The sequence below is a fragment of the Bacillus pretiosus genome (assembly GCF_051294775.1).
In the GTDB taxonomy this organism is placed as follows: Bacteria; Bacillota; Bacilli; order Bacillales; family Bacillaceae_G; genus Bacillus_A; species Bacillus_A wiedmannii.
Genome location: NZ_JBPPHF010000004.1, coordinates 112,602 through 138,387, shown reverse-complemented (window position 1 = coordinate 138,387; position 25,786 = coordinate 112,602). Strand labels below are relative to the sequence as shown.

Annotated in this window: 27 protein-coding genes; 8 read left to right on the top strand and 19 right to left on the bottom strand. The window is 37.2% G+C overall.

Going from position 1 to position 25,786, the window contains the following annotated elements:
• Positions 1–20 precede the first annotated feature (20 nt).
• The 5 genes from ACSG5Z_RS20965 to ACSG5Z_RS20945 all read right to left on the bottom strand — a co-directional run bounded on the left by ACSG5Z_RS20965 (position 21) and on the right by ACSG5Z_RS20945 (position 3,935).
• Positions 21–692 (bottom strand): anti-sigma factor, encoded by a 672-nt coding sequence (locus tag ACSG5Z_RS20965; protein ID WP_435712049.1) that lies wholly within the window; start codon positions 690–692, stop codon positions 21–23.
• Entirely contained in the window at positions 676–990 is a 315-nt protein-coding gene (locus tag ACSG5Z_RS20960) for an anti-sigma factor (protein ID WP_087983725.1), read from the bottom strand. Before ACSG5Z_RS20960 ends, ACSG5Z_RS20965 begins: the two co-directional genes overlap by 17 nt.
• Positions 977–1,504, bottom strand: coding sequence for an RNA polymerase sigma factor (locus tag ACSG5Z_RS20955; protein WP_088065044.1), 528 nt, complete (start codon positions 1,502–1,504; stop codon positions 977–979). Before ACSG5Z_RS20955 ends, ACSG5Z_RS20960 begins: the two co-directional genes overlap by 14 nt.
• A gap of 323 nt (positions 1,505–1,827) precedes the next feature.
• A complete protein-coding gene (argS, locus tag ACSG5Z_RS20950; protein ID WP_001086442.1) occupies positions 1,828–3,498 on the bottom strand; it encodes an arginine--tRNA ligase in 1,671 nt (556 codons plus the stop codon).
• Positions 3,498–3,935 carry a YwiB family protein gene (locus tag ACSG5Z_RS20945; protein WP_435712048.1) on the bottom strand — a complete coding sequence of 146 codons (438 nt, stop codon included), beginning with the start codon at positions 3,933–3,935 and terminating at the stop codon, positions 3,498–3,500. The genes argS and ACSG5Z_RS20945 overlap by 1 nt, the downstream gene beginning before the upstream one ends.
• 202 nt (positions 3,936–4,137) lie before the next feature.
• On the opposite strand from ACSG5Z_RS20945, the gene ACSG5Z_RS20940 reads away from it, so the two are divergent.
• Complete coding sequence (locus ACSG5Z_RS20940; RefSeq protein ID WP_199695846.1) at positions 4,138–5,124, top strand: S66 family peptidase; 987 nt, start codon at positions 4,138–4,140, stop codon at positions 5,122–5,124.
• 25 nt (positions 5,125–5,149) lie between these two features.
• On the opposite strand, the gene ACSG5Z_RS20935 is transcribed toward ACSG5Z_RS20940, so the two are convergent.
• Positions 5,150–5,512 carry a YxeA family protein gene (locus ACSG5Z_RS20935; RefSeq protein WP_000779928.1) on the bottom strand — a complete coding sequence of 121 codons (363 nt, stop codon included), beginning with the start codon at positions 5,510–5,512 and terminating at the stop codon, positions 5,150–5,152.
• 234 nt (positions 5,513–5,746) lie between these two features.
• Between ACSG5Z_RS20935 and ACSG5Z_RS20930 the strand changes: the two genes are divergently transcribed.
• The gene (locus ACSG5Z_RS20930; RefSeq protein WP_000996323.1) at positions 5,747–6,784 is read left to right on the top strand and encodes a PTS sugar transporter subunit IIC; all 1,038 of its coding nucleotides are present in this window, start codon (positions 5,747–5,749) and stop codon (positions 6,782–6,784) included.
• A gap of 345 nt (positions 6,785–7,129) precedes the next feature.
• On the opposite strand, the gene speB is transcribed toward ACSG5Z_RS20930, so the two are convergent.
• From speB to ACSG5Z_RS20910, 4 genes are all read right to left on the bottom strand, one after another.
• The gene (gene speB, locus ACSG5Z_RS20925; RefSeq protein WP_001209823.1) at positions 7,130–8,002 is read right to left on the bottom strand and encodes an agmatinase; all 873 of its coding nucleotides are present in this window, start codon (positions 8,000–8,002) and stop codon (positions 7,130–7,132) included.
• 218 nt (positions 8,003–8,220) lie between these two features.
• Positions 8,221–9,048: a polyamine aminopropyltransferase gene (gene speE / locus ACSG5Z_RS20920; protein WP_000424696.1), complete on the bottom strand. Its 828-nt coding sequence runs from the start codon at positions 9,046–9,048 to the stop codon at positions 8,221–8,223.
• A gap of 186 nt (positions 9,049–9,234) precedes the next feature.
• Positions 9,235–10,398, bottom strand: coding sequence for an MFS transporter (locus tag ACSG5Z_RS20915; RefSeq protein ID WP_435712047.1), 1,164 nt, complete (start codon positions 10,396–10,398; stop codon positions 9,235–9,237).
• Positions 10,399–10,403: 5 nt separating this feature from the next.
• Positions 10,404–10,811, bottom strand: coding sequence for a MerR family transcriptional regulator (locus tag ACSG5Z_RS20910; protein WP_435712046.1), 408 nt, complete (start codon positions 10,809–10,811; stop codon positions 10,404–10,406).
• Between the two features lie 152 nt (positions 10,812–10,963).
• On the opposite strand from ACSG5Z_RS20910, the gene ACSG5Z_RS20905 reads away from it, so the two are divergent.
• Both ACSG5Z_RS20905 and ACSG5Z_RS20900 read left to right on the top strand, forming a co-directional pair.
• Positions 10,964–11,689: a glycerophosphodiester phosphodiesterase gene (locus ACSG5Z_RS20905; protein ID WP_097890098.1), complete on the top strand. Its 726-nt coding sequence runs from the start codon at positions 10,964–10,966 to the stop codon at positions 11,687–11,689.
• A 102-nt stretch (positions 11,690–11,791) separates the two neighbouring features.
• Positions 11,792–13,843 carry a transglycosylase domain-containing protein gene (locus tag ACSG5Z_RS20900; protein WP_435712045.1) on the top strand — a complete coding sequence of 684 codons (2,052 nt, stop codon included), beginning with the start codon at positions 11,792–11,794 and terminating at the stop codon, positions 13,841–13,843.
• A gap of 34 nt (positions 13,844–13,877) precedes the next feature.
• Here ACSG5Z_RS20900 and ACSG5Z_RS20895 read toward each other — a convergent pair whose 3' ends face one another.
• Both ACSG5Z_RS20895 and ACSG5Z_RS20890 read right to left on the bottom strand, forming a co-directional pair.
• Positions 13,878–14,387: a YwhD family protein gene (locus ACSG5Z_RS20895; protein ID WP_087983730.1), complete on the bottom strand. Its 510-nt coding sequence runs from the start codon at positions 14,385–14,387 to the stop codon at positions 13,878–13,880.
• A 25-nt stretch (positions 14,388–14,412) separates the two neighbouring features.
• Positions 14,413–15,087 carry a site-2 protease family protein gene (locus tag ACSG5Z_RS20890; RefSeq protein WP_000372469.1) on the bottom strand — a complete coding sequence of 225 codons (675 nt, stop codon included), beginning with the start codon at positions 15,085–15,087 and terminating at the stop codon, positions 14,413–14,415.
• A gap of 112 nt (positions 15,088–15,199) precedes the next feature.
• On the opposite strand from ACSG5Z_RS20890, the gene thmT reads away from it, so the two are divergent.
• Positions 15,200–15,385: a 2-hydroxymuconate tautomerase gene (gene thmT / locus ACSG5Z_RS20885; protein ID WP_001147171.1), complete on the top strand. Its 186-nt coding sequence runs from the start codon at positions 15,200–15,202 to the stop codon at positions 15,383–15,385.
• A 39-nt stretch (positions 15,386–15,424) separates the two neighbouring features.
• Here the strand turns inward: thmT and ACSG5Z_RS20880 are convergent, their stop codons facing one another.
• From ACSG5Z_RS20880 to ACSG5Z_RS20855, 6 genes are all read right to left on the bottom strand, one after another.
• Positions 15,425–16,729, bottom strand: coding sequence for an HD domain-containing protein (locus ACSG5Z_RS20880; protein ID WP_000262747.1), 1,305 nt, complete (start codon positions 16,727–16,729; stop codon positions 15,425–15,427).
• 146 nt (positions 16,730–16,875) lie between these two features.
• Positions 16,876–17,820, bottom strand: a complete 945-nt coding sequence (locus ACSG5Z_RS20875) for an ABC transporter substrate-binding protein (RefSeq protein WP_087983731.1) — start codon at positions 17,818–17,820, stop codon at positions 16,876–16,878.
• 189 nt (positions 17,821–18,009) lie between these two features.
• Positions 18,010–18,822, bottom strand: a complete 813-nt coding sequence (locus tag ACSG5Z_RS20870) for an ABC transporter ATP-binding protein (protein WP_000212064.1) — start codon at positions 18,820–18,822, stop codon at positions 18,010–18,012.
• Positions 18,823–18,837: 15 nt separating this feature from the next.
• Positions 18,838–19,854 carry a FecCD family ABC transporter permease gene (locus tag ACSG5Z_RS20865; RefSeq protein ID WP_001260777.1) on the bottom strand — a complete coding sequence of 339 codons (1,017 nt, stop codon included), beginning with the start codon at positions 19,852–19,854 and terminating at the stop codon, positions 18,838–18,840.
• Positions 19,851–20,906, bottom strand: coding sequence for a FecCD family ABC transporter permease (locus tag ACSG5Z_RS20860; RefSeq protein WP_087983732.1), 1,056 nt, complete (start codon positions 20,904–20,906; stop codon positions 19,851–19,853). Before ACSG5Z_RS20860 ends, ACSG5Z_RS20865 begins: the two co-directional genes overlap by 4 nt.
• Before the next feature lie 312 nt (positions 20,907–21,218).
• Positions 21,219–21,443, bottom strand: a complete 225-nt coding sequence (locus ACSG5Z_RS20855; protein WP_073517724.1) for a YuzB family protein — start codon at positions 21,441–21,443, stop codon at positions 21,219–21,221.
• Between the two features lie 279 nt (positions 21,444–21,722).
• Between ACSG5Z_RS20855 and ACSG5Z_RS20850 the strand changes: the two genes are divergently transcribed.
• Both ACSG5Z_RS20850 and lipL read left to right on the top strand, forming a co-directional pair.
• Positions 21,723–22,415, top strand: coding sequence for an RsfA family transcriptional regulator (locus ACSG5Z_RS20850; protein WP_087981931.1), 693 nt, complete (start codon positions 21,723–21,725; stop codon positions 22,413–22,415).
• A gap of 130 nt (positions 22,416–22,545) precedes the next feature.
• A complete protein-coding gene (gene lipL, locus ACSG5Z_RS20845) occupies positions 22,546–23,391 on the top strand; it encodes an octanoyl-[GcvH]:protein N-octanoyltransferase (protein WP_046955490.1) in 846 nt (281 codons plus the stop codon).
• 48 nt (positions 23,392–23,439) lie between these two features.
• On the opposite strand, the gene pta is transcribed toward lipL, so the two are convergent.
• A complete protein-coding gene (gene pta, locus ACSG5Z_RS20840) occupies positions 23,440–24,411 on the bottom strand; it encodes a phosphate acetyltransferase (RefSeq protein ID WP_000067226.1) in 972 nt (323 codons plus the stop codon).
• A 279-nt stretch (positions 24,412–24,690) separates the two neighbouring features.
• Between pta and hemQ the strand changes: the two genes are divergently transcribed.
• Positions 24,691–25,434, top strand: a complete 744-nt coding sequence (gene hemQ / locus ACSG5Z_RS20835; RefSeq protein ID WP_001287602.1) for a hydrogen peroxide-dependent heme synthase — start codon at positions 24,691–24,693, stop codon at positions 25,432–25,434.
• Positions 25,435–25,786: the final 352 nt, after the last annotated feature.

The window sequence follows — 25,786 nt, the reverse complement described above, 5'->3', positions numbered from 1 at the left end:
AGGGCCTTTCTCAAGGCCCTTTATTTTATTTCCCAATTTACTTTTACAAAACCATCTTTCACCATTACACCACTTATATTAAATACATACTTTTCATTTGCCTTTAATGTAGCTTTGAAAGTACCTTTTTTCGATTCACAGATCTCTTTTAACTCTCTTATACCTTCTCCTTGCCTTTCATACAAGCTAAAGCATAAATTCCCACGTTTTGCATCTGTCTCATAAGAAAATGTTAATTCTGTATCTTTTTCATACTCAAGTTCAATATCTTTCCCAGTAATATCCCATGATGAGAATTTTGCCTCGTAACCGGTCTCCCCTTGCTTCTCATTTTCTAAATATATATCACCAGCTCTCCACATATCATCTAACGTTTGAACGAAAGCAAAGCCGCTCAGTAATACAAACATCGTACTTGCAAATATGACAACTAATGTTATCTTTTGTTTTTTCATAGCCTTCATCGTATGTTCTCCTTCTATTTTCTTGTTACTTCTTCGTATCATATATAACAAAACTCCAATAAAAAATGGTAATACAATCGCTATAACACTCCACCACTTACTTATTCCACGCGTTTTCGTATCTGTATACACCCATGATGCTACACATACTAAAAGTGCTATAAAAGTCAAAAGCATTGTAATCCCAGCTATCTCAAATACTACAAATGGATTAGCGAACTCTATCATGTAATTTATACTCCTTCTTTAAAAATGACTGTATGACAACATATATAGGAACGTATAGATGCATCATAATCACACTTGCTATCAACATAGGGACTTTATGATTCAAATGAGTGACAAACTGCTCCATAACAACTGTTAATAAAATAATCCAAATAGCATGAATACAAACAACCCATCTTTTCTCTAATTTCCGAGCATTTCGTACGCTCTGTTTCGTTTTATTTATCAGCTCTCCGCTTGGAATCGTGTCTTCAGCTAAGCTGCTTCTTATCTTCTGATCAAACTTATCTTCCGTCATAAACAAACCCCTCCAAATGTTCCCGCATTTGCTTCTTCGCATAATTAAGGCGGTATTTCACCGTACCAATCGGTATATTTAATATTTCGCTCATTTCTTTATAAGAGTATTGTTCATAATAGTAGAGTACGAGCACGGTTTTATATTTTTCATTCAATAGCTGTATAACTTCACGTATCATTTCCGATTCCACTTTTTGAATAAATTCTTCTGATATATTCACTTCATCTGCGAAATCGATTTCTCCACCATCCTCTTTATGAAACAAATCCAATACGCGATCTTTCCACCTTTTCTTCTTACGATAAAAGTCATAAAACGTACGAACACAAATTGTAGTAATCCATTTTTTATAATTTTCCACGCAAGAAAGCTGGTGCCTAGAGGAAAAAACTTTTATCCAAGTCTCTTGAAAAATATCTTCTGCATCTTCTTTCGTTTTCGCTAATTTATAGCATAAGGAATATATTTGCTGCTTATATATATCAATTAATTCTTCTACCTTTTCTTCCATCTTAAACCTCCTGTCATTTATATAAGACGACGCAAATTCTCCTTTTGTTTGATAAAATTTTATTTTTTTATTATCTCCATACAAAAAGGCAATCACAACATCGTGCGATTGCCTTTTACTGAAAACGAAAAATCGGTTAGAATACTCGGTGGCTTCGCGCCTTCCTCCTATTCTGAACGAGCCGCTTCTGCTTTTCTTTATTGTCCAGCTCTGCCTCCTAGCCCCTTCTGTCTAAGAACCTTCCCCACAAGAAGATAAAAAGCATCTTCTGTGGGAAAGAACCTTAGCCTTCGGGGCTAAACAGTCGGCTCCGCTTTTCTTTATTACATTTTTTCTGGTGCAGATACTCCTACGATTGCTAATGCATTTTGAAGTGTAGTGCGTACTGCTTTCATTAACTCATAGCGAGCTTTACTTAATTCTAAGTTGTCTTGGTTTAATACTTTTTCTGCATTGTAGAAGCTGTGTAATGCTGCTGCTAATTCAAATGCATAGCTTGTAATGCGGTGTGGCAGACGTTTTTGCGCTGCATCCGCAACTACAGCTGGGAATTCACCAAGTTTTTTCAGTAACTCTACTTCTTTCTCCGAAGTAACAAGCTTGTAATTCACGTCTCCGCCTGCAGCTAATCCTAACTCTTCACCTTGACGAAGAATACTGCATACGCGAGCATGAGCATACTGTGCATAGTATACTGGGTTTTCATTAGATTTTGATACAGCTAAGTCCATATCGAAGTCTAAATGAGAATCACCGCTACGCATTGCGAAGAAGTAACGCATTGCGTCCACGCCTACTTCTTCCATAAGCTCACGAAGTGTAACTGCTTTACCTGTACGCTTACTCATCTTCATTTTTTCACCATTTTGGTACAGTTGTACCATTTGGATGATTTCTACTTCAAGTGTTTCTTTATCGTAACCAAGTGCTTGAATAGCCGCTTTCATACGAGGAATGTAACCGTGGTGGTCAGCACCCCAAATGTTGATTAACTTATCGAAACCACGCTCTAATTTATCACGATGGTAAGCGATATCTGGCGTTAAGTATGTGTAAGAACCGTCGTTTTTAATTAATACACGGTTTTTGTCGTCACCGTAAGTCATAGAACGGAACCAAGTTGCACCGCCTTCTTCAAAGATCTCGTCACGCTCTTTTAATACTGCAAGTGCAGCATCGATTTTTCCGTTTTTGTATAATGATGTTTCTGAGAACCATACATCGAACTTAACACGGAAGCTTTCTAAGTCTTTTTGAAGTTTTGCTAACTCATATTTTAAACCGTATGAACGATAGAACTCATAGCTTTCTTCAGCATCAGCTTTTGCATAACGATCGCCAAACTCTTCAGCTAAACGCTTACCGATTCCAATGATGTCCGCACCATGGTATCCGTCTTCTGGCATTTCTTTCTCTAAGCCTAAAGCTTGCATGTAACGAGCTTCAACAGAAAGAGCTAAGTTATGAATTTGGTTACCAGCGTCATTAATGTAGTACTCACGAGATACATCGTATCCTGCTTTTGCTAATACGTTACATAAAGTGTCACCTACTGCCGCACCACGTGCATGTCCTAAGTGAAGGTCACCTGTTGGGTTCGCAGATACGAACTCAATTTGTACTTTTTCACCTTTACCAGTATTCGTTTCACCGTAAGCTTCGCCAGCGTTAACGATTGTTGGGATTAAGTCTGTTAAGTAGCTATTATCCATGTAGAAGTTAATGAAACCAGGTCCTGCGATTTCAATTTTTTCAATAGAAGCTTTTGCTTTATCGAAGTTTGCAACTAATTCTTCTGCAATCATACGAGGTGCTTTTTTCGCAACGCGTGCAAGTTGCATTGCCATATTTGTAGAGAAGTCACCATTTGTTTTATCTTTTGGAGATTCTAATACAACATTTGGAATCTGTTCTTCTGTCGCTAATTCTGCCTTTAATACAGCAGCTTGAATTTCTTCTTTAATTAATCCTTTTACTTGTTCTAAAGAATTCATTATTTTGCCTCCTTCAAATTAAGTGTAATTGTATATCTGCCAGCTTCTTCTTCACTTAGAAGCAATGCGTACGTTAAGAAGAGTTGTCCTTTTTTCTTTTCATCCGACCATTTAAAAAGAACGTTATCAGTTTTCGTTTGCAATGCAAACGTACCAAGTTCACTCGTATACGTACCAGTTGTCCATTCACCTTTCACATGCGTTTGACGCATTGAAACAGCACCTGAACGCATAATGAGAACTTGTTCATCTTGAATTTTAATAATTGTTTTCACTTCGCCCTGTTCGTTCGGCTCTTGGAATGTTACATATGTACCTTGACCTTTTACATAGTATTGACCATTTGCTTCAAAAGCAACGGTTTCCTTCCTCGCCCCTTCACGGATTTCTGTTACGAAATGAACGTGTACCGGCAAGCCTGCAAGTTGTTTCTCCACGTCTTGCACACCTTTCAAATGTTATAGATATTAAATACTACTTATAATAAATCACTTTTCCTATCATATCAAAAAAAACCTCTGTCTGTCTGCTGAAAAATCAGGAAAACTCCATTTCAAAAAATAATTCACTTTCACTTTATTTCATATGATAAAATATTTTTTAAATCTAAATATTCTTTCATTTAAAGAGGTGAGTTATGTGCTACCGACAAAATTAAAAAAGGGTGATGAAATTAGAGTTATTTCACCATCTTGCAGCTTAAGTATTGTCTCAACTGAAAACAGAAAGCTTGCTGTAAAAAGATTAACTGACATGGGCTTTCAAGTTACATTCTCAACATATGCTGATGAGATAGATCAATTTGCTTCCTCTTCTATTTCTTCACGCGTTCAAGACCTTCACGAGGCATTTAGAGACCCTAATGTAAAAGCCATTTTGACAACACTTGGCGGATACAACTCTAATGGTTTATTGAAACATCTCGATTATGATTTAATTCGAAAAAACTCGAAATTTTTCTGTGGCTATTCTGATATTACCGCTTTAAATAATGCAATTTACACAAAAACAGGACTTATTACATATTCAGGACCCCATTTCTCTTCATTTGGAATGAAGAAAGGTCTCGAATATACGACTAATTACTTTTTACAATGCTTAACTTCTAATAAGCCTATTGAAGTCCTGCCATCTGAAACGTGGAGCGATGATTCTTGGTATATAGATCAGGAAAATCGAGAATTCATTACAAATGAAGGTTATATTTCGATTCATGAAGGCGAAGCAACTGGAGAGATTATCGGTGGTAATATGAGCACATTGAATTTACTACAAGGTACACCATATATGCCAAACTTACAGGGGAAAATATTATTTCTTGAGGAGGATAGTTTAACTGGAAAAGCTACCCTTAACACTTTTGATCGTTATTTACATTCTCTTATGCAGCAACCTGACTTTGAACATGTAAAAGGCATCGTTATAGGAAAGATGCAAAAAGGTGCAGAATGTACGATAGAAGACATTCAAGAAATGATTGCTTCAAAGCCTGAACTTACACATATACCTATCATTGCAAACGCAAGTTTCGGGCATACAACCCCGATTTTCACTTTCCCAATTGGTGGACGTGCAAAAATCATTTCTAATAAAGAGAATTCAGCTATTACCATTTTAACGCACTAAAAAAGGAGCGAACGATTCGCTCCTTTTACGGTTTTTCTATTTTTTCCAACGCTTTTTGCGGAATTGATTCTTTTGGGATTTCAGCCCATCCTTTTCCTTGCATACCTTTTGCATAAATTTTTATAAACGCCCCCGTATGCAATTCACGGTTCATCATTCTTTTCACAACTTGTAACTTTCCGTCTTCTGTATACCCTTTAAATGTATACAAGTATTCACCGTCTTTTTTCTCACCTTTATTTATAACCGCATAATAATCTTGTATTTCTTTATTTGAAAAGAAGTTGTCTACAAAAGCATGCACACCTTCTGTTTTCGTGTTTAAATAGTACGCTGTTCCACCTAAAATAATGGCGAATACAGCTAAAACTTTAATTACCAATTTCATACATGCGCCTCCTGTTTGCACTTCTTTCTCACTAATCTTATGTCTATACCTGTATTATACGGAAAAAGGCATACCATACTCTATTGAAAAGTCTTACACTTTCCTTACATTATTGTAAGGGTCTTTCAACTTATAGCAATTTCCCAATAAAAAATTTTTCCGTTTCATGAACTTTTATATTATTATTGAATGATACAAATTTTTATTACAAAAATCAAAGGAGACAGTTTTCAAATGGCTATCTTGCAAGGTTTAGCACTATTACTTGTTGTACTTTGTCTATTTACACTTTTTAGTTACCGTGCTCCTTACGGAATGAAAGCAATGGGTGCTTTAGCTAATGCAGCAATCGCAAGTTTTCTTATTGAAGCATTTCACCGTTATATCGGTGGAGAGATGTTTCATAATGACTTTTTACAATCAGTAGGAGAAGCTTCTGGTAGTATGAGCGGTGTCGCAGCGGCAATTTTAGTCGCACTAGCAATCGGTGTTTCACCCGTATATGCTGTTTTAATTGGTATCGCTACTAGCGGATTCGGTATTTTACCAGGATTTTTCGCTGGATACGTTTGCGCTTTCGTCGTGAAATTTCTCGAAAAGAAATTACCGGCTGGTGTAGAGTTTTTAGCAATTTTATTTATTGCCGCACCAATCTCACGCGGAATGGCCATGCTTATGGATCCGCTCGTGAATGCAACGCTCGGTAAAATCGGTTCTATGATTTCAGTTGCAACTACAGAAAGTCCTATCATTATGGGTATTATGCTTGGTGGATTAATAACAGTTATTTCTACTTCTCCATTAAGTTCTATGGCACTAACTGCAATGCTTGGATTAACAGGTTTACCAATGGCAATTGGTAGTCTTGCCGTAGCAGCCTCAGCCCCGATGAACTTTATTTTCTTTAAGCGACTAAAAATTTGCTCAAAGAAAGACACAATCGCTGTAGCAATCGAGCCTTTAACGCAAGCCGATGTTGTTTCAGCAAATCCAATTCCAATTTATGCGACAAACTTCGTTGGCGGTGCACTTGCTGGTATTATTACATCTCTTTTCCAGCTCGTTAATAATGCACCAGGAACAGCATCACCAATCCCAGGACTTCTTGTCTTATTCGGATTTAATGACGTTGTAAAAGTAACAATTGCTGCTGTACTGTGTGGAATCGTTACCACTATTGTTGGATACATCGGATCAATCGTATTCCGCAAATATCCAATTCGTTCTGCTGATGAAATTCGCGGCATTACTTCGGAAGAAAAAGTTGCATAAGAAAAGAGCTATTCTCATTGTTTGAGAGTAGCTCTTTTTCTTGTCGTGTAACGGTAAATGAAATTATATCAGCGATTTTTTTAATATATCGACTTACCGACACATAACGACAAAATAAGAGCTCCCTATTCATATAGGAGGCTCTTATTTTATCCAGCTATAGCGGCTAGAATGATCGGTGGCTTCGCTTCTTCCTCACATTCTAAACGAGCCACTTCCGCTTTTATTTCTATCTAGTTACGCCTCTTAGACCCTTGCGTCTAAGAACCTTCCCTGCCAAAAGGTAAAAAGCACCTTTTGCAGGAAAGAACCTTAGTCACCGGGTCTAAACAATCGGCTTCACTTTTATTTCACCCAACCGAGCAGCATTTCCCGCACGAATTTGCTTGCTGCGACTGGTGTTTGATCACTATGGTCGTAGACAGGAGCTACTTCTACTAAGTCTGCTCCAACTACATTTATATTTGAATTTGCAATTGCCACGATGGAATCTAATAATTCTTTAGATGTGATACCTCCAGCTTCTAACGTTCCTGTTCCTGGAGCGTGAGCTGGGTCTAATACGTCAATGTCGATTGTGACATAAACTGGGCGTCCTGCAAGTTTCGGTAATACTTCTTTTAACGGTTCTAATACGTCAAATTTATATAAGTTCATACCTACTTCTTTTGCCCATTCGAATTCTTCCTTCATTCCAGAACGAATACCGAAAGAATATACGTTTTCCGGACCAATTAAATCGCACACTTTACGAATAGGTGTAGAGTGGGATAAAGGCTCCCCTTCATACGATTCACGTAAATCAGTATGAGCATCCATATGGATGATTGCTAAATCCGGATATTTTTTTGCCATTGCCTTAAAAATTGGCCAAGACACTAAGTGCTCACCGCCGAGACCTAGTGGAAACTTATCGGCATCTAAAAGTTTTGATACATACTCTTCAATCATGTCTATGCTACGCTGTGGATTTCCAAATGGTAATGGAATATCACCCGCATCAAAATATTTTACCTCTTCTAGTTCACGATCTAAATATGGGCTATATTCTTCAAGACCGATTGACACTTCACGAATACGTGCAGGGCCAAAACGAGAACCTGGACGGTAGCTTACTGTCCAATCCATTGGCATCCCGTAAATAACTGCCTCTGACTCTTCAAAACTTGGATGACTTTTAATAAATACTTTACCTGAATAAGCTTCATCAAAACGCATACTCTTTTCCTCCTTGTGTGGAACTTAAGGTATCCCAACCTTTCATTATTTCTCAAATTTGGAGCCTATAACTCCTCTTTCTCGATTTACCTGTGCCTTCTTTTTCTTACAAGAAGACTACTTCATTTGTAGCAGTGTAAGTAACTAGCATGTTCAAGCCTTCTAGACAAACACCTTAAATGAGTCACTTACACTTTATTTATTTCAATTTAACGCTCTTACTTAATTAAATCGCCAACAAATTTCGGTAATGCGAATGCTGCATTGTGTAATTCTTTTGTGTAGTATTTCGTTTCGATTTCGTGGAAACGCTCTTCACTCACTTCTAATGGATCATGTTTTTTAGATCCAATTGTGAACGTCCAAAGACCACTTGGGTAAGTTGGAATGTTCGCTGTGTATAAACGAGTAATTGGGAAAATCTCCTTTACGTCTTTAAACACAGTTGTAATTAGTTCTGGTGTGAACCAAGGGTTGTCCGTTTGTGCAACGAAAATACCATCTTCTTTTAACGCTTTAGAGATTCCAGCGTAGAAGCCTTTTGTAAATAGATTTACTGCTGGTCCTACTGGCTCAGTAGAATCTACCATAATTACGTCATATTCATTTTCGCTTTCTGCAATGTGTAGGAAACCGTCTCCTACTTTTACTTCTACACGCTCATTATCTAGTGCGCCTGCAATTGATGGTAAGTATTGTTTAGAGTACTCAATTACTTTTCCATCGATTTCAACAAGAGTTGCTTTCTTTACGCTTGGGTGTTTTAACACTTCACGAATAACACCGCCATCGCCACCACCTACAACTAATACGTTTTCAGGGTTTGGATGTGTAAATAAAGGTACGTGCGCTACCATTTCATGATAAACGAACTCATCTTTTTCTGTTGTCATAACCATGCCATCTAAAATAAGCATGTTTCCGAACTCTTCCGTTTCAACCATATCAAGTTTTTGGAATTCTGTTTGCTCCGTATGTAATGTGCGGTTAATACGCGCCGTAATCCCAAAATGTTTTGTTTGTTTTTCAGTGAACCATAGTTCCATCGTACAATCACGCCTTTCAATGCAAATTTATAATAGGGACATCATTAATGTCCCCTAACAAAAATAAAACAAAACATCCAAAAAGTATAGTTAAAAGTACAAAAATACCGAAAATATATTTTAGTCAGAGGGTTCTAACATATGTACGAAAAGGGATTGCCCTGTAATAGGAAAGAAAACCCTTTCTTAAGAAAGGGCTTTTGTCTCTACTTCTACCGGCTTTCGAACCGGAATTAAAATCATTACACAACCGACTAACACAACAATTCCACCGACTAAAAACGGACTTTGCGGTGAAACAGTGTGGCCGATGATTCCTGATAAGATTGGAGCAATTGCGCCACCTAACCAACGAACGAAGTTATAAACACCTGATGTAACAGATCTTTCATAAGGTGAAATATCCATTACATAACTTGTAAATAATGCATTATTTAACCCAGATGCTAATCCCGATAGAACAATTAATACAATTTGTAACCACATAACTTTCACGAAAAATAGTGCGATTAAGAAAAGGGCAAATACGAGTAAACTACCTTTCAACAATGCTTTCGGTTCATATTTCCCTTCTAGCTTATGAGCCAAAATTGCAGAACCGTAAGCTAACGCTAATCCCCATCCGCAAAATACAAACCCTAATTGAATAGCAGATAAATGCATAATAAGTGGTGAATATGCTAGCACAACGAAAAATCCGTAGTAGTATAACATTCCTGAAATCGCACCTTGCATAAACGGTTTATATTTCACCAGGTTAAGTAATTCCCCTACGCCTGCCGCTTTACGTTTCACTTTTCGCTCCGGTTCTTTTACAAAAAAGAAAACTAAAATAAATGCTAAGAAAATTAAAATACTCGTCGCAAAAAATGGGTAACGCCAAGAACGTCCACCTAATATCCCGCCTAATAACGGTCCGCCTGCCATCCCTAAACCGATAGCTGCTTCATATAGTCCTACTGCTTCATGAACTTCTTTACTTAATGCAATCAATAATGTCATCGCCGTTGCGAAGAACATCGCATTTCCTAATCCCCACCCCGCGCGGAAAATAGATAATTGGGCAATCGTTTGCGATATACCGCATATAAACGCAAATACAGTTACAATCGCAAGACCGATCGTCATCATTCGTTTATCACCAAATCTTGATGCGAATATTCCAGCTGGTAACATCATAATTGCCATCGTTAAAATATATGCTGTAAATAACATCTCTACTTGCCAATGCGATGCACCAATTTGCTCAGCAATACTTGGTAAGATTGGGTCGACTACCCCTATACCCGAAAAAGCAAGGAAGGTAGCCACCACTGTAATCAATCTCCCTAATTTTTGTTTGCTCTCCATTTTGATCATTCTCCTTTTGTACTCTCTAAAAATGTCGCTGCACGATGTAGGCTATCTTCGAGTTCCGCCTTTACACGCTGCATTTGATCCATTTTCTCGTCTAGCGTTTGCACTTGTTTTTCAAGCATCTCTTTAATTTCTTGAATCACTTCGCGGTCACGAGGATTCTCACTATTTCTTCTTTGCTCCATTCTTTCTTTTAACGATAAAAAATGTTGCATTTCTTGAAGTGTAATCCCTAATACTTCTTTCGCTGCTACAATCCTTTTAATTCTGGCGATGTCCTCGTCCGTATACAGGCGAATGTTCCCCTCACTACGTTCAGGGGGATGAATTAAACCAATTTCCTCATAATAACGAAGTGTACGTTTTGTTAAACCAACTTGCTTTGTGACTTCATCAATTTTATACATGTTTATTCCTCCTTTCACTCGATTATTACATTTTACGTTAACGTTAACTTTTGTGCAACTGTTAGACTTTTGTAAATGTTTATCCCATTCAATTGTATTTTTCCAAAAGCAGTTTCATAATGAAAGAAAAGAAACGATAAGGAGATTTCCGTATGAATAAACCACTTATTTTCGCCCACCGCGGGGTAAAAGGAACACATCCAGAAAATACGATGATTGCCTTCCAAGAAGCAGAACGCATTGGTGCCCACGGCATTGAGCTTGATGTCCACCTATCAAAAGATGGTGAACTTGTCGTGATTCACGATGAAACAGTAGATCGCACAACAAATGGCATAGGTCTTGTTTCTGAAAAAACGGTAGCGGAATTACAAACTTTAGATGCTGGTAGCCATAAAGACCCTTCTTTCCATGAAGCAAAAATCCCAACGTTACGTGAAGTATTCATTTGGTTATCTACGACAAATTTACAGCTCAATATTGAGTTGAAAACAGATGTTATCCACTATCCAACTATTGAAGAAAAAGCTGTTGCTCTCGTTCGTGAATACCATCTATCTAATCAAATTATATTCTCATCATTTAACCACGACTCTGTTTCATTATTAGCAGAAATAGCTCCTGAAATCCCAAGAGCAATTTTATATGATACACCACTTGCTGATCCTATCGCTGAAGCAAAAAATAGAGAAGCAACTGGTTTACATCCAAACTTTCAATTACTAACAAAGGAATTTATTCAATTTGCACAAGATCAAGGGTACGTTTTCCGCCCTTATACGATTAACGAATACAAAGATTTACAAACTATGATTGACTATGGCGTAGATGTCATTATTACCGATTGGCCAGCACGTGCCTTTGAGCTCCTTTCTTAATTGAAGGAGCTTTTTGTTTTCGAAATTTCATTGTTTAAAATAACCGAAAACCCTCAATACTAATACAATAATGTTTGTATTAGTATTGAGGGGCTGAAAAAGATGGATCAAACTATGAATCCGAAACTTAAAAAATATAAACGTCTTTTCTTCACCGTAATGTTTTCTTCTGTTCTTTTTTTCGTTTTTTCCTTTTTTGTTATTATTATAGTTGCAAAAATTATGGGACCTCCTCCTGTTGCTGTCCCACAAACAAGTGTCTTTTACGCTAATGATGACACTGTTATCGGACAAAGTAATGAAATGCAAAAACGTTACAATGTATCTCTCAATGAAATTTCTCCTTATGTAAAAGAGGCGACACTTTCTATCGAAGATCAACGATTTTACAAACATCATGGCTTTGATATGAAACGTATTGCTGGTGCTATTGTTGCCGATTTAAAAGCGATGGCAAAGGTCCAAGGTGCTAGTACGATTACACAACAGTATGCTCGTAACCTATACTTAGATCATGATAAAACGTGGAAACGTAAACTATTAGAAGCGATGTACACAATTCGCCTTGAAGTGAACTATAATAAAAATCATATTTTAGAAGGATATTTAAATACAATTTATTACGGGCATGGTGCTTACGGAATCGAAGCTGCGTCTCGTCTATATTTCGATAAAACAGCAAAAGAATTAACATTAGCGGAAGCTAGTATGCTCGCAGGTATCCCGAAAGGACCTAGTGTCTACTCTCCCTTTTTAAAAGAGGATCGTGCGAAAGGACGACAATCTCTCATATTAGACGAAATGGTAGAACAAGGTTACATTACGAAGAAACAAGCAACGTCAGCAAAAAAAGAGCCACTAACTTTTGCCTCATTAGATACAAAAAAAGTGGCAGAGATTGCACCTTATTTCCAAGATGCTGTACAAGCTTCTCTTCTTCGTGATATCGGATTAGATGAACAAGCCTTACAAAAGGGTGGCCTGCGTATTTATACAACACTAGACCCTAAATTACAATCTGTTGCAGAGCAAGCTGTAAAAGATCACATACCTGACACAACAAACATACAAACCGCGCTCGTCTCTATGAATCCAAAAACAGGTGAAGTAGCTGCCCTTGTTGGTGGAACTGATTATAATACGAGTCAATTTAACAGGGCTACACAGGCCGCTCGACAGCCTGGATCTACGTTTAAGCCATTCCTGTATTACGCGGCATTAGAACGAGGATTCACCCCTGCTACGCGCTTAAAAAGCGAATACACTGTGTTCACTTTAGGTGACGGTGTTTCAAAGTATAAACCGAAAAACTATAAAGACTATTATGCAGACGATTTTGTAACAATGGCGCAAGCTCTTGCGGTCTCTGATAACGTATATGCCGTGAAGACCAATTTATTTTTAGGCGAAGACATTCTTACAAAAACAGCGAAGCAATTCGGTATTACTACCGCATTAAAAGATGTTCCGTCTCTCGCTCTCGGTACATCTCCTGTAAAACCAATTGAAATGGTTAACGCTTATAGCATGTTCGCAAACGGCGGAAAAGAAGTAAAACCGATGTTTATTCGCCGCATTATGGACCAGGAAGGAAACATGCTATACGATGCTCATTTGGAGAGTAAACAAGTTCTCGATAAAAGCAAAACGTTTGTAATGGAAGAAATGATGACGGGCATGTTTAATAAAAAACTGAGCAGCTATGCTGCTGTAACTGGTCAATCGATGTTATCTAAACTATCAAGAACATATGCCGGAAAATCCGGTTCTACTGAAACAGATAGTTGGATGATTGGATTTACCCCGCAAATCGTAACGGGTGTATGGGTTGGATATGATCAACCTAAATCGATTTCAAACGTAGCAGAACAAGGATATGCGAAAAAAATATGGACCGATACGATGGAAAAAGGCTTAGATGGACAACCTCAAAAAGAGTTTAAACAACCAAGTGACGTCGTTGCAGTCGATATTAACCCTGAAAACGGAAAAATCGCTACAAAAAATTGTCCCATTTCAGTTAAAATGTATTTCGCAAAAGGTACAGAACCAACTGAATATTGTATGGATCATGTCAATGACAAAGAGGAATTTGAAAAGACAACTGAAGAAAAGAAGAAAACAAGTTGGTGGAAAAAATATCTTCCTTGGTAAAAAAAATAGCTGACGGGCATCCGTCAGCTATTTTTTATTCACTTAATAATGCACGGCGCAATTCTTCACTAGATTCGTTCCAAATCGCTTCATTATGTTCTTTCAAGAATGTACCAAGTACTTTTTTAGATGATTCATCCATATGGTCAACCATAATATAGCGCTTCATTGATTTATCCATTTTGTTTACGTGCTCTGGAAGTGATTTATATCCGCGGCGAATTTCACGGTCAACTGTCATTTCACAAGCTGTTACACCTGCATAATAAGCACCTGTCGCCGTTCTTTCAATCGTTACCCACACAAGCCAAAATGGTTTTCCGTTTGGAACTTCATCTTTATTTGTTAAAAACTTAATACCTTTTTCGACTGTACTACGTGCATGCATTGCACCGATATCAACAAATGCTGTTTTCTCTAGTACATCGACAAATACAGGTGAAATGTTTTCTAGACTTAATGCTCCAACACCAAAACCACCATGTCCATCTGTTGAATCATTTTTCACGATATTAAAACCGATTTTTTTCTTTTTCTCTGTCATATGTAAACTCCTCCTCACTTAATGATTATAAAAGGCCAAAAATAGGCGCAATGATACTGTCTAAAAATACAAATACATATGGAATGACAACATTAAAAATAGGTTGAATTGTATAATTGCTAAGCGGTGTAATAACAAGAATTAATAACGCTATTGCTCCATACTTTTCATACTGTGTCATTTTCGCACGAATATTCGTTGGTGCTAGATCTTCCACAACTCGATACCCATCAAGTGGCGGAATTGGCAATAAGTTAAATACAAGTAATACGATATTAAGCATAATAAAAATTCGGAAGAATTGAGCCAATGTATCTGCTACTGCAAATGGAATTGAATCTAATACACCAAATGTTAATAGGCTATACCAAATAATTAAACCAATTGCACTTAAAATTAAGTTACTAATTGGGCCTGCAATTGAAACTAATATCCCTGCAAGACGCGGCCTTTTAAAGTTATATGGGTTAACAGGAACAGGTCTTGCCCAACCAAAACCAAGAATTAATACAGCGATCATTCCAATAGGATCTAAGTGCGCCATCGGTGATAATGTTAAACGGCCTTGCTTCTTTGCTGTATCGTCTCCAAATTTATATGCAACATATGCATGCGCAAATTCATGCACTGATAACGCAATAATAATGGCCATTGCTACCAACGGAATTTGTTGCAATGGGTATCTAAATAACTGATCCATGATTCATCTCCTCTTCAATATGTCAAAAAAAGAAATTATTTGTTTTTTCGATTGTTCTTCCCCATAATCCGCTATAATAAGAGTGTAACTTACATAAAAGGAGCGATTATATATGCCATACGTAACAGTGAAAATGCTAGAAGGACGCACAGAGGAACAAAAGAAAGCTCTTGCTGAGAAAGTAACAGCAGCAGTAAGCGAAACAACTGGTGCTCCTGAAGAAAACATCGTTGTTTTCATCGAAGAAATGTCTAAAAACCATTATGCAGTTGGCGGAAAACGCTTAAGCGACAAATAATTTCAAGTTCTTTCATAAGAAGCAGCTCTTAGCTGCTTCTTATTTTTTTCCTTCTAGTAATTCGATGATTCTCTCTTTATATTTTCCTTTTCTTCCATCTTCATAGATTAAATCATGCGGATAGAATAGTTTTTGATCCCTTCTCTTCTTACCAGTAATTGCCTCAACAATATCCGATTCACGCGAAAGCTCTCTAAGCTCTCCATTTGGCATAAGAAGTAAGATTGGCAGACGTTCTTCTTCTTCACCAGCACGGTAAAAGTCATACGGTAAGTCTGACGTTGAATCAACTACTAAATAGTATTCTGGATCAAGTCCAATCTTTTTAAATAAGCTACTTAATTCCATCCAATTATCTAAACCGTGCTTATCTGTAAACTCTACATATTTAAATAGATTTCGATTCATAAAACGACGGCATAAATCACTTAAAATTGGATCTTCTTCGTCTTGCCATACTTGGAAGTAATAATACATAACGTTCTCGTCTAACTTTAAATAATCCTCTACTGTAACTTCTTCTTCAAATAAAGAATAGAAATGAACCGGATGATTTTTAAATGTATAATACTTCTCATGCAATGATTTTGCACGGTGTAAAATCTTCGTTAAAATAACTTCGGCACTGCGCGTTACCGGATGGAAATATACTTGCCAATACATTTGATAACGACTCATAATATAATGCTCAACAGCATGCATACCACTATTTTTAATGACTACTTGATTCCCATATGGACGCATGACACGTAGTATACGTTCCATATCAAAGTTTCCATACTTTACGCCAGTGAAATACGCATCTCTTAATAAATAGTCCATACGATCTGCATCAATTTGACTGGAAATCATGCTAATCGCTAATTTATTCGTAGATGTTTTGGCGATTACATCGGCTACCTTTTGCGGAAAGTCTTTATCCACACGACTTAATATGCGATTAATTTCCGTATCTCCAACGATAATCTTTTGCGTAAATTTCTCATGATCTAATGAAAATACTTTTTCAAACGAGTGAGAAAATGGACCGTGACCGACATCATGAAGTAATGACGCACATAAACATAACAATCTATCTTCAGCATTCCAGTTCGGTCTGCCATCAAACACATCATCAATCATACGACGAATAATTTCATATACACCTAACGAATGAGTAAAGCGACTATGCTCTGCACCGTGAAATGTAAAAAATGTCGTTCCAAGCTGCTTAATACGGCGCAAGCGTTGAAATTCTTTCGTTCCGATTAAATCCCAAATAACACGATCGCGTACGTGCACATATTTATGTACCGGGTCTTTAAACACTTTTGTTTCGCTGAGTTTGTCGTTTAAATATACCACCTTCCGACATCCCCCTTTCTTTACTGCATTCTTACTATATATTATAAACGAAATAGGAAACAGAAAGAAATGAAAGACTATATTAATTGCCCTTATATAAAGAAAAAATCACTTTTACCGAAGTAAAAGTGATTTCTGTTTATACATTATTTCCCTAAAACGAATTCAGCAACTTCATCTAAGATCATTTCTTTACCTAGAGGGAAGTAACCTTTGTTTACGTCTTCGTTTTTAATTGTAAATACGTGGTTGTTTTTAACAGCGTTCATGTTTTTCCAAATTGATTCTTCTTGGAATTCTTTTAGACGTTGAGAACCGTCACCAGTTGTAAATACGAATAAGTAATCCGGGTTGTAATCGATTAAAGCTTCTTTTTGTACTTGTACTAGTGGCTTATCCGTTGGTGTACCTTTAACTGCTGGTAATTTTAAATCATTAAAGATTACGCTACCGTAACCGTAGTCACCGTATACGCGGAAAGCATTTGGATATGCAGCCATTTTCATAAATTTAGCATCGCCAGTTTTCGCAACGATTTTGTCATGTAATTTGCTTGCTTTTTCATCATACTGTTTGAACCATTCTTTCGTTTCTTTCTCTTTACCGAAGATTTGACCTACTTCTTCGAATTTCGGACGCCATTGGTCTAATGGAGTTTTTAACATAACTGTTGGTGCAATTTTAGATAATTGATCATAAATCTTTTCTTGACGATTGTTTACAAGAATTAAGTCTGGTTTTGCAGCAGCTACTGCTTCGATGTTAATTTTATCGCCCCAAGCAGAACCAACTGGTTTTACGTCTTTTAATTTCTTTTCAATATGTGCATCAATCTTTTCTTGAGATGTATTAGCAGTAATAATTGGTTTCATACCAAAGATTAATAATTCTTCTGTTGAACCACTAAGGTCAGCAATTTTCTTTGGATTTGCAGGAATTTTAATTTCCCCTTTTGCGTGTTGTACAGTGCGCTCTTCAGTCTTCGCATCCTTCGCATCTGCTTTCTTCTCTTCTTTGTTAGAACAAGCTGCAAATAGTACAGAAGTAACGACTAGTACCATTGCTAATAACGCCATTTTAAAATTCTTCATGTTCCCACTCCTTCTAGCTGTATTTCTCTTATAAGTTACAGTGAACTATAAGAAACAAGATTAACAATTAATAAATATATATTGATTAATTGTTGCTTATGCCCCGTTCTAACGGGTGTTCAACTTCCTATTTACTAATAAGAAGCTCAACGTCCATTAGAAGCCCCCCTCTTTACGAGGGGGATCTACTTATGCTTTTTTACGCAATTGATTACTAATCATCGCTAAATCATATGTTAAACAAATTGGTTTACAGTTTACTGGACACGGAACGATTTGAGCTTCAATCTCAAATACACTGCGAAGTGTTTCACTCGTCATCACTTCGTCTGGCGTTCCTTGCTTCATTAACTTACCTGCTTTTAATGCAATCATATGATCTGAGAAACGAGAAGCATGGTTTAAGTCATGGATAACCATAACAATCGTTCTACCTTCTTCTTCGTTTAACTTTTTCAATAAGTTTAATACTTCTAATTGATGAGCCATATCTAAGTACGTTGTCGGTTCATCTAATACGAGTAATTCTGTCCCTTGTGCAAGAGCCATCGCAATCCATACGCGTTGACGTTGCCCGCCTGATAACGCCTCTGCTGGACGATTTGCGAATTCTGTCATTCCCGTCACTTCAAGTGCCCAATGAATGTAACGATAATCCTCTTCTTTCAACGTTCCAAATCCTTTTTGATGAGGAAAACGTCCATATGAAACAAGTTCAAACACAGTAAGGCCAGTTGGCACTTCTGCAGTCTGTGGTAAAATCGCCATTTTCTTTGCGATTTCTTTCGTTGGCTGTTTCTCGATTGCTTTTCCGTCAAGATAAACAGTACCTTTTTTCGCCTTCAAAATACGAGAAGCTGTTTTTAATAATGTGGACTTCCCACAACCATTTGGTCCAATAATTGTTGTAATTTTCCCTTCCGGAATTTCAACTGTTAATCCATCAATAATTAACCCTTCATTATAGCCAACAGATACCGCATCAACTGCTAAAGTTGCCATACAAAAAGCCTCCCTTTATTTTGTCCTCATAAGTAAGTATATGAAATATGGTGCACCAATTACAGAAATAACAAGACCGACCGGTATTTCTGAAGTTGTTAACACACTTCTTGAAATTACGTCTGCGAATAAGAGTAAAAACGTCCCTATTAGTGCAGCGGTAGGCAGCATAATTTGATGTTTACCACCAACAAGGCGCCTAGCTAAATGCGGAGCCATTAAACCGATAAAACCAATTCCTCCGGCAACAGCGACAGATGCACCAGCTAAACAAACTGCAATAAATAATAATTTACGTCTTTCTTTTTCTACATTTACACCAAGGCCAACTGCTGTGGAGTCGCCTAGGTTCATTACGTTTAATATGTGAGCCTTACTAATAGCAAGTGGCAAGAAAATAACCATCCATGGAAGTACACTTAGTACGAATTTCCAATCTGTGCCCCATAGACTTCCTGCTAACCAAATCGTAGCAAAACGGAAATCGTTAGATGTCATCTTCATAGAAAAAATTAAACTAACAGCACCAAACCCGGCTGCAACAGCGATACCGACAAGTATTAATCTCGTTGATGAAACGCCGTCTTTCCATGCTAGTAAATAAATAATAACCGCCGCTAATATTGCACCAACTAAAGCGAAGAATGGAAGGATAAATACAGATAAAAATGTACCAGTCCCAACTTTTCCGAAGAAAAAGTAGACGAATATAACAACTGTTAATCCCGCTCCAGCGTTAATACCGATAATACCTGGATCAGCAAGTGGATTTCGTGATAATCCTTGCAAAATCGCACCTGACATCGCTAAAGCGGATCCGACTAATATAGCAATGACCATACGCGGCATACGGAATTCAAATAAAATAACAGACTGATCTTCAGCCCCAAGTCCAACCAATGACTTTAATACGTCCATTGGCGGTATTTTAAATGTCCCTGTATTTAAACTTACTAAAAATACAGTAACGATTAATCCTACTAAGATTGTTAAAACAGAAACGTTCTTTTTTGTTAAGACACTTGTCCTCACATTTTCCCTCTCCCTTCGTTACGTGCTAAGTAGAGGAAGAATGGAACCCCAATTAGCGCTGTAATTGCTCCAATTGGCGTTTCAAACGGCGGATTAATAACGCGAGATAACATATCTGCACATTCAATTAACAGCCCACCTAAGACCGCAGAACATGGAATAACCCATCTATAGTCTGAGCCTACAAGGAAACGAGTCATGTGCGGGATTACAAGACCAACAAATCCAACCGATCCTGCCATAGAAACCGCAGAACCTGTTAACACAAGAACAAGTACTGTTCCGATAAATTTAATTAATGTCGTATTTTGACCAAGTCCAATCGCAATTTCTTCACCGAAGCTTAAAATTGTAATATACCTCGACATCATAATTGCAATAAAGAGACAAACAAGGCCAATTGGTACTAACATATTAATACTTTCCCATTTCACTCCCGCAACTCCGCCTGCATTCCACATACTCACCTCTTGGGCAAGGTTGAAATATAGCGCAATTCCAGATGAAATGGCCCCTAATAAAGCACTAATTGCTGCACCCGCTAAAGCTAACTTCACAGGTGTTAATCCACCTGGTGAAGAAGACCCAATTCCATATACAATGCTCGCTCCAAACGCAGCCCCAATAAAAGATGCGATAACGAACATTAAATAAGGTGAATTAGGGAAGAATGCGTACATAATTGCAATTCCAAATACAGCTCCATCTGTAATTCCCATTAACGATGGTGAAGCAAGTGGATTTCGCGTCATACCTTGCATAATTGCCCCTGATACTGCTAAAAAGGCACCTGCAACTACGCCCCCTATTGCTCTAGGCATGCGAAGTTCTTGAATTACGTTATGATGCGTAATAGAACCGTCAAACTGAAACACAGCTTGCCATACAGTCTTTAAACTAATATCTGCAGCACCAAACGAAATAGAAACTGCCATGCTTAAAGCTAACAAAAATGTACCTGCTACTAAAATAATAGAAGCAACGAGCGGCCTGCTCTTAATCTCTTTAACATTCACATCTTGCTGTTCTATACTCCTTGCGCTCGCTTCCATACCTCAACCATCCTAACCAACAACATATATTTAATGAAATGAAATTTATTCTCAAATAGTAATAAAAAATTAGGTTAATTGACCTTTTCTTGATAATGATTATCAGAATCACACACTTTCTATTCTACCTATCGCTTCAAAAGACTGTCAACCATTATTTTGAAATATAAATTTATATAAATTGAAATTTGAATGAACAGATGATGCCCCTCCTTCATTGAATGTTAATCTACTCAATTGTATTTTCGTAGAATAACTCATTCCTCGTATGGGCATAAAAAAAGAAGAGTAATCTGTTCACTCTTCTTTTTCTTACTTATTTAACTTTGCTTCAATTTTTACAATTAATTCGTCTTCTGTTGGAGCTGCAACTGGACGGTTATTTACAAATGCAAATGATTTTTTACGACCAGGACCACAGTAAGACTGACATGCAACTTCAATTTTTGCACATGAATCTACTTTTTTTAACTTTGGAATTAACGTTTTAACGTTCGTTGCCTGACAATCATCACACACACGAAATTCGTTTCCCATTATATAACACTTCCTCTATTTTAAACTTTTCTCAAGTACATTTAAAAATAAACACTAAATGGTATTTTACCGCTCTTTGAAGCTCGTTGCAAGTGTCCTTGCGACGCTCTTTCCTCATATAATGCTACTATATGTTCTCCTACAGAAGCTTCCGTCATTCTTGGCAAAATTTATACTTTCCATCGAAATCTACCATATTTTTAAAAGCTTTGTATAAAAGCTCATTTTTTTGCCCATTATAAAAATAGGAAGTTCATAAAAAGAAAGGGAGTTGAATCTATGAAAGTAAGACAAGATGCTTGGACGGATGAGGATGATTTATTACTTGCTGAAACTGTACTTCGTCACGTTCGAGAAGGAAGTACTCAATTAAATGCATTTGAAGAAGTGGGTGATCAATTAAATCGTACATCGGCTGCCTGTGGTTTCCGTTGGAATGCTGTTGTTCGCTATAGTTATGAACAAGCTCTTCAACTAGCAAAAAAACATCGTAAAGATAAAATGCGCGCTGCAAGCGGTGAACAAGCGAAAAAACGTTTACTTTATACACCACCAGCTTCAGATTCGATAACTGATTATGAAGAATTCGTACAAGAGGAATCAATTGTACAATATAAAGAAGCTATTCCATATAAAGAAACTACCGTTCCTGCTACAAAAAGCTCTATGACAATGCAAGATGTTATTTATTTTTTACAAACAGTCGGATCTTCAAATATAAAAGTGACAGCTCTTGAAAACGAGAATACGAGATTGAAACAAGAGATTAGAGCACAAATCCTTCGAAATGAAGAACTAGAAAAGAAACTAGAAAAATTAGAAAAACAATCTCATACTGTACAAGAAGATTACGAAACACTTATGAATATTATGAACCGAGCTCGTAAGTTGGCAGTCATGGATGACGAAGAACGTTCTCAAACATCTTTCCGAATGGATCGAAACGGTAATTTAGAAAAAATTGCAGAATAGAAAGGATGCATGTAATGCATCCTTTTTTAGTCTTTCATCTTTAAACTTTCCCTTTATATGCGAGAACCCCCCCCTTCTTCATTTTTTGCTATAATAGAGATTGTCATTTTAAAGATAAGGGGTTAGTTATATGAGCAATTCCCGTTCCATTTTATCTCAGCCAGAGTGGCGTATTGTAGATCAGTCTAGTTTGGGACCAACATTCCATGCATTGCAGTCATTCGCAATGGATGACACACTGTGCACAAGCATTGGAAATGGTCAATCAGCTGCAACAATGCGTTCTTGGGTTCATCACAATACAATTGTTCTTGGCATTCAAGATTCACGCCTACCACACTTGGAAGAAGGTATTTCCTTTTTACAAGAAAACAACTTCAATGTTATCGTTCGTAATTCCGGTGGACTTGCAGTCGTACTTGATGAAGGTGTTTTAAACGTATCACTTTTATTCCAAGAGACAGAAAAAGGTATCGATATTGATCTTGGATACGATACAATGTGGCATTTAATTAAGGAAATGTTAAACGATTACGATGTTACAATCGAGGCAAAAGAAATTGTTGGTTCTTACTGTCCTGGTAGCTATGACTTAAGTATTCGCAATCAAAAATTTGCTGGCATTTCACAGCGCCGTATTCGCGGTGGTGTCGCTGTCCAAATTTATCTCTGCGCTACAGGAAGTGGCTCTGAGCGTGCCGCACTCGTTCGTGATTTCTACAACCTAGCCATTCAAGGAGAAGAAACACGCTTTACGTATCCTGAAATTGTACCGAGTACGATGGCTTCACTTTCAGAATTACTTGGCGAAACTATTACAGTACAAGATTTAATGATGCGCCTTTTAAAAACACTGCAGCAATTCGCTCCAAAGTTAACACCATCTCAATTAACAATAGATGAAATACCTTTATATGAGACGAATTTACAACGTATTATTGATCGTAACAATAAAGCACTTGGCTTAGAAAAATAAAGACCGTCGCTATAATAGCGACGGTCTTTATTTCGATTCATTATAGAATTAAAGTGCTTGAGCTGCTGTAATTAAAGCTAACTTGTACACTTCTTCTTCGTTACATCCGCGAGATAGATCATTTACAGGCATATTTAAACCTTGTAAGATTGGTCCTACTGCTTCGAAGTTACCTAAACGTTGAGCGATTTTGTAGCCAATATTACCAGCTTCTAAGCTTGGGAATACGAATACGTTAGCATCACCTTTAATTGTAGAACCTGGAGCTTTTTTCTCAGCTACAGACGGTACGAATGCAGCATCGAATTGGAATTCTCCATCTAAAGTTAATTCAGGAGCCATTTCTTTTGCAATACGAGTTGCTTCTACAACTTTTTCTGTTTCTGGAGATTTCGCAGAACCTTTTGTAGAGAAGCTTAACATAGCAACGCGTGGATCAATACCGAATAGTTCAGCAGTTTTCGCACTCTCGATACCAATTTCTGCTAAATCTTGGCTGTTTGGTGCAATGTTAATTGCACAATCAGCGAATACATATTTCTCTTCTTCACGTACCATGATAAATACGCCAGAAGTTTTTGTAACGCCTGGTTTTGTTTTAATGATTTGAAGTGCTGGACGAACTGTATCAGCTGTAGAGTGAGCTGCACCACTTACTAAACCATGTGCTTTACCCATGTATACAAGCATTGTACCGAAGTAGTTTTCGTCTTTAAGGATTTTGCGAGCGTCTTCTTCAGTTGCTTTACCTTTACGGCGTTCAACGAAAGATGCTACCATTGCATCCATTTCTTCGTATGTAGCTGGGTCATAAATATCAACGCCTGCTAATGTTAAATTCATGCTAGCAGCTTTTGCGCTAATTTCTTCTTTATTACCAACTAAAATTGGTTGTACTAACTCTTCTTTTGCTAAACGCTCTGCAGCGCCTAAAATTCTTTCATCAGTTCCTTCAGGAAGTACGATAGAAATGCCTTTTCCTTGAACTTTTTCTTTTACTGTTGTAAATAAGTTGCTCACGAATAAACCCTCCTACATATGTTAAAAAACTCTATCTTTAAGAATACTGCTTTTCCTCTATATTTTAAACTTATAGCTCCCAAAAAATAGATAAAATTAAAATGATTATATTTTCATAAAATTCAGCCTAGAAATAAATCCCCTTTAAGCCTTATCTTCTCCTATTTTCAAGTAAATTTAAATGTGACAATTTTATGCGCTAAGGTTTTATATAGATGATTTTAAAACTATATATGCTATAGTTAACGTGTAAAACTATCATTAACTGAGGTGAATAGAATGAGTGAAGCAACAACAACGTTAGATGGCTGGTATTGTTTACATGATTTACGTTCTATTGATTGGGCTGCATGGAAAACATTATCTAGCGACGAACGCGGACAAGCTGTGTCTGAATTTTTAAATGTCGTTGAAAAATGGAACGAAGTATCTACCGCGAAAAAAGGTAGTCATGCAATGTATACTGTTGTTGGCCAAAAAGCTGATATTATGCTTATGATTTTACGTCCAACAATGGAAGAGTTAAATGAAATTGAGACAGAATTGAATAAAACAACATTAGCTGAATATATGGTTCCTGCATACTCTTACGTATCTGTTGTTGAACTAAGCAACTACCTTCCAGCTGATGAAGATCCATATCAAAACCCACAAATCTTAGCTCGCTTATATCCAGAACTACCAAAAGCAAATCACATTTGCTTCTACCCAATGGATAAGCGTCGCCAAGGTGATGACAACTGGTACATGCTTCCTATGGAAGAACGTAAAAAAATGATGTACAGTCATAGTAAAATCGGTCGCCAGTACGCAGGTAAAGTACGCCAAGTTATTTCAGGATCAGTTGGATTCGACGACTTTGAGTGGGGCGTAACATTATTCGCTGACGATGTTCTTCAATTTAAAAAACTTATATATGAAATGCGCTTCGATGAAGTAAGTGCTCGTTATGGTGAATTCGGAACATTTTTCGTTGGAAACATTTTACCAGACGAAAAGGTAGAGAAATTTTTACACATATAAAGTGAAACTTTAATCAGTGGGGGTTTTGTTCATCCCCACTAATTATTAGCCTTCACCAATTGGGCTTTTACGAGCAGTTGATCGCCCATCAAACTTCTTTGCTTTCGCTTAATTTTTAGGTGGGGGATCTTACTGCCCGGCAAATAGCGGGGCAAATCGTAAAAAAGGAACGAATTTCGTTCCTTTTTTTATTACCCTCTATATTTCTCCTCAAAAAACTTCTTTTCTCTGCAAATTTGAACAAAAATCGACAGTTTTTTTCAATTTCCTTACAAAATTGTAACCTTTCTATATCCAAATTTATGCTAAAATGGTACGAGCTACATGCTAATAACGATGCGAAGGTGATAAT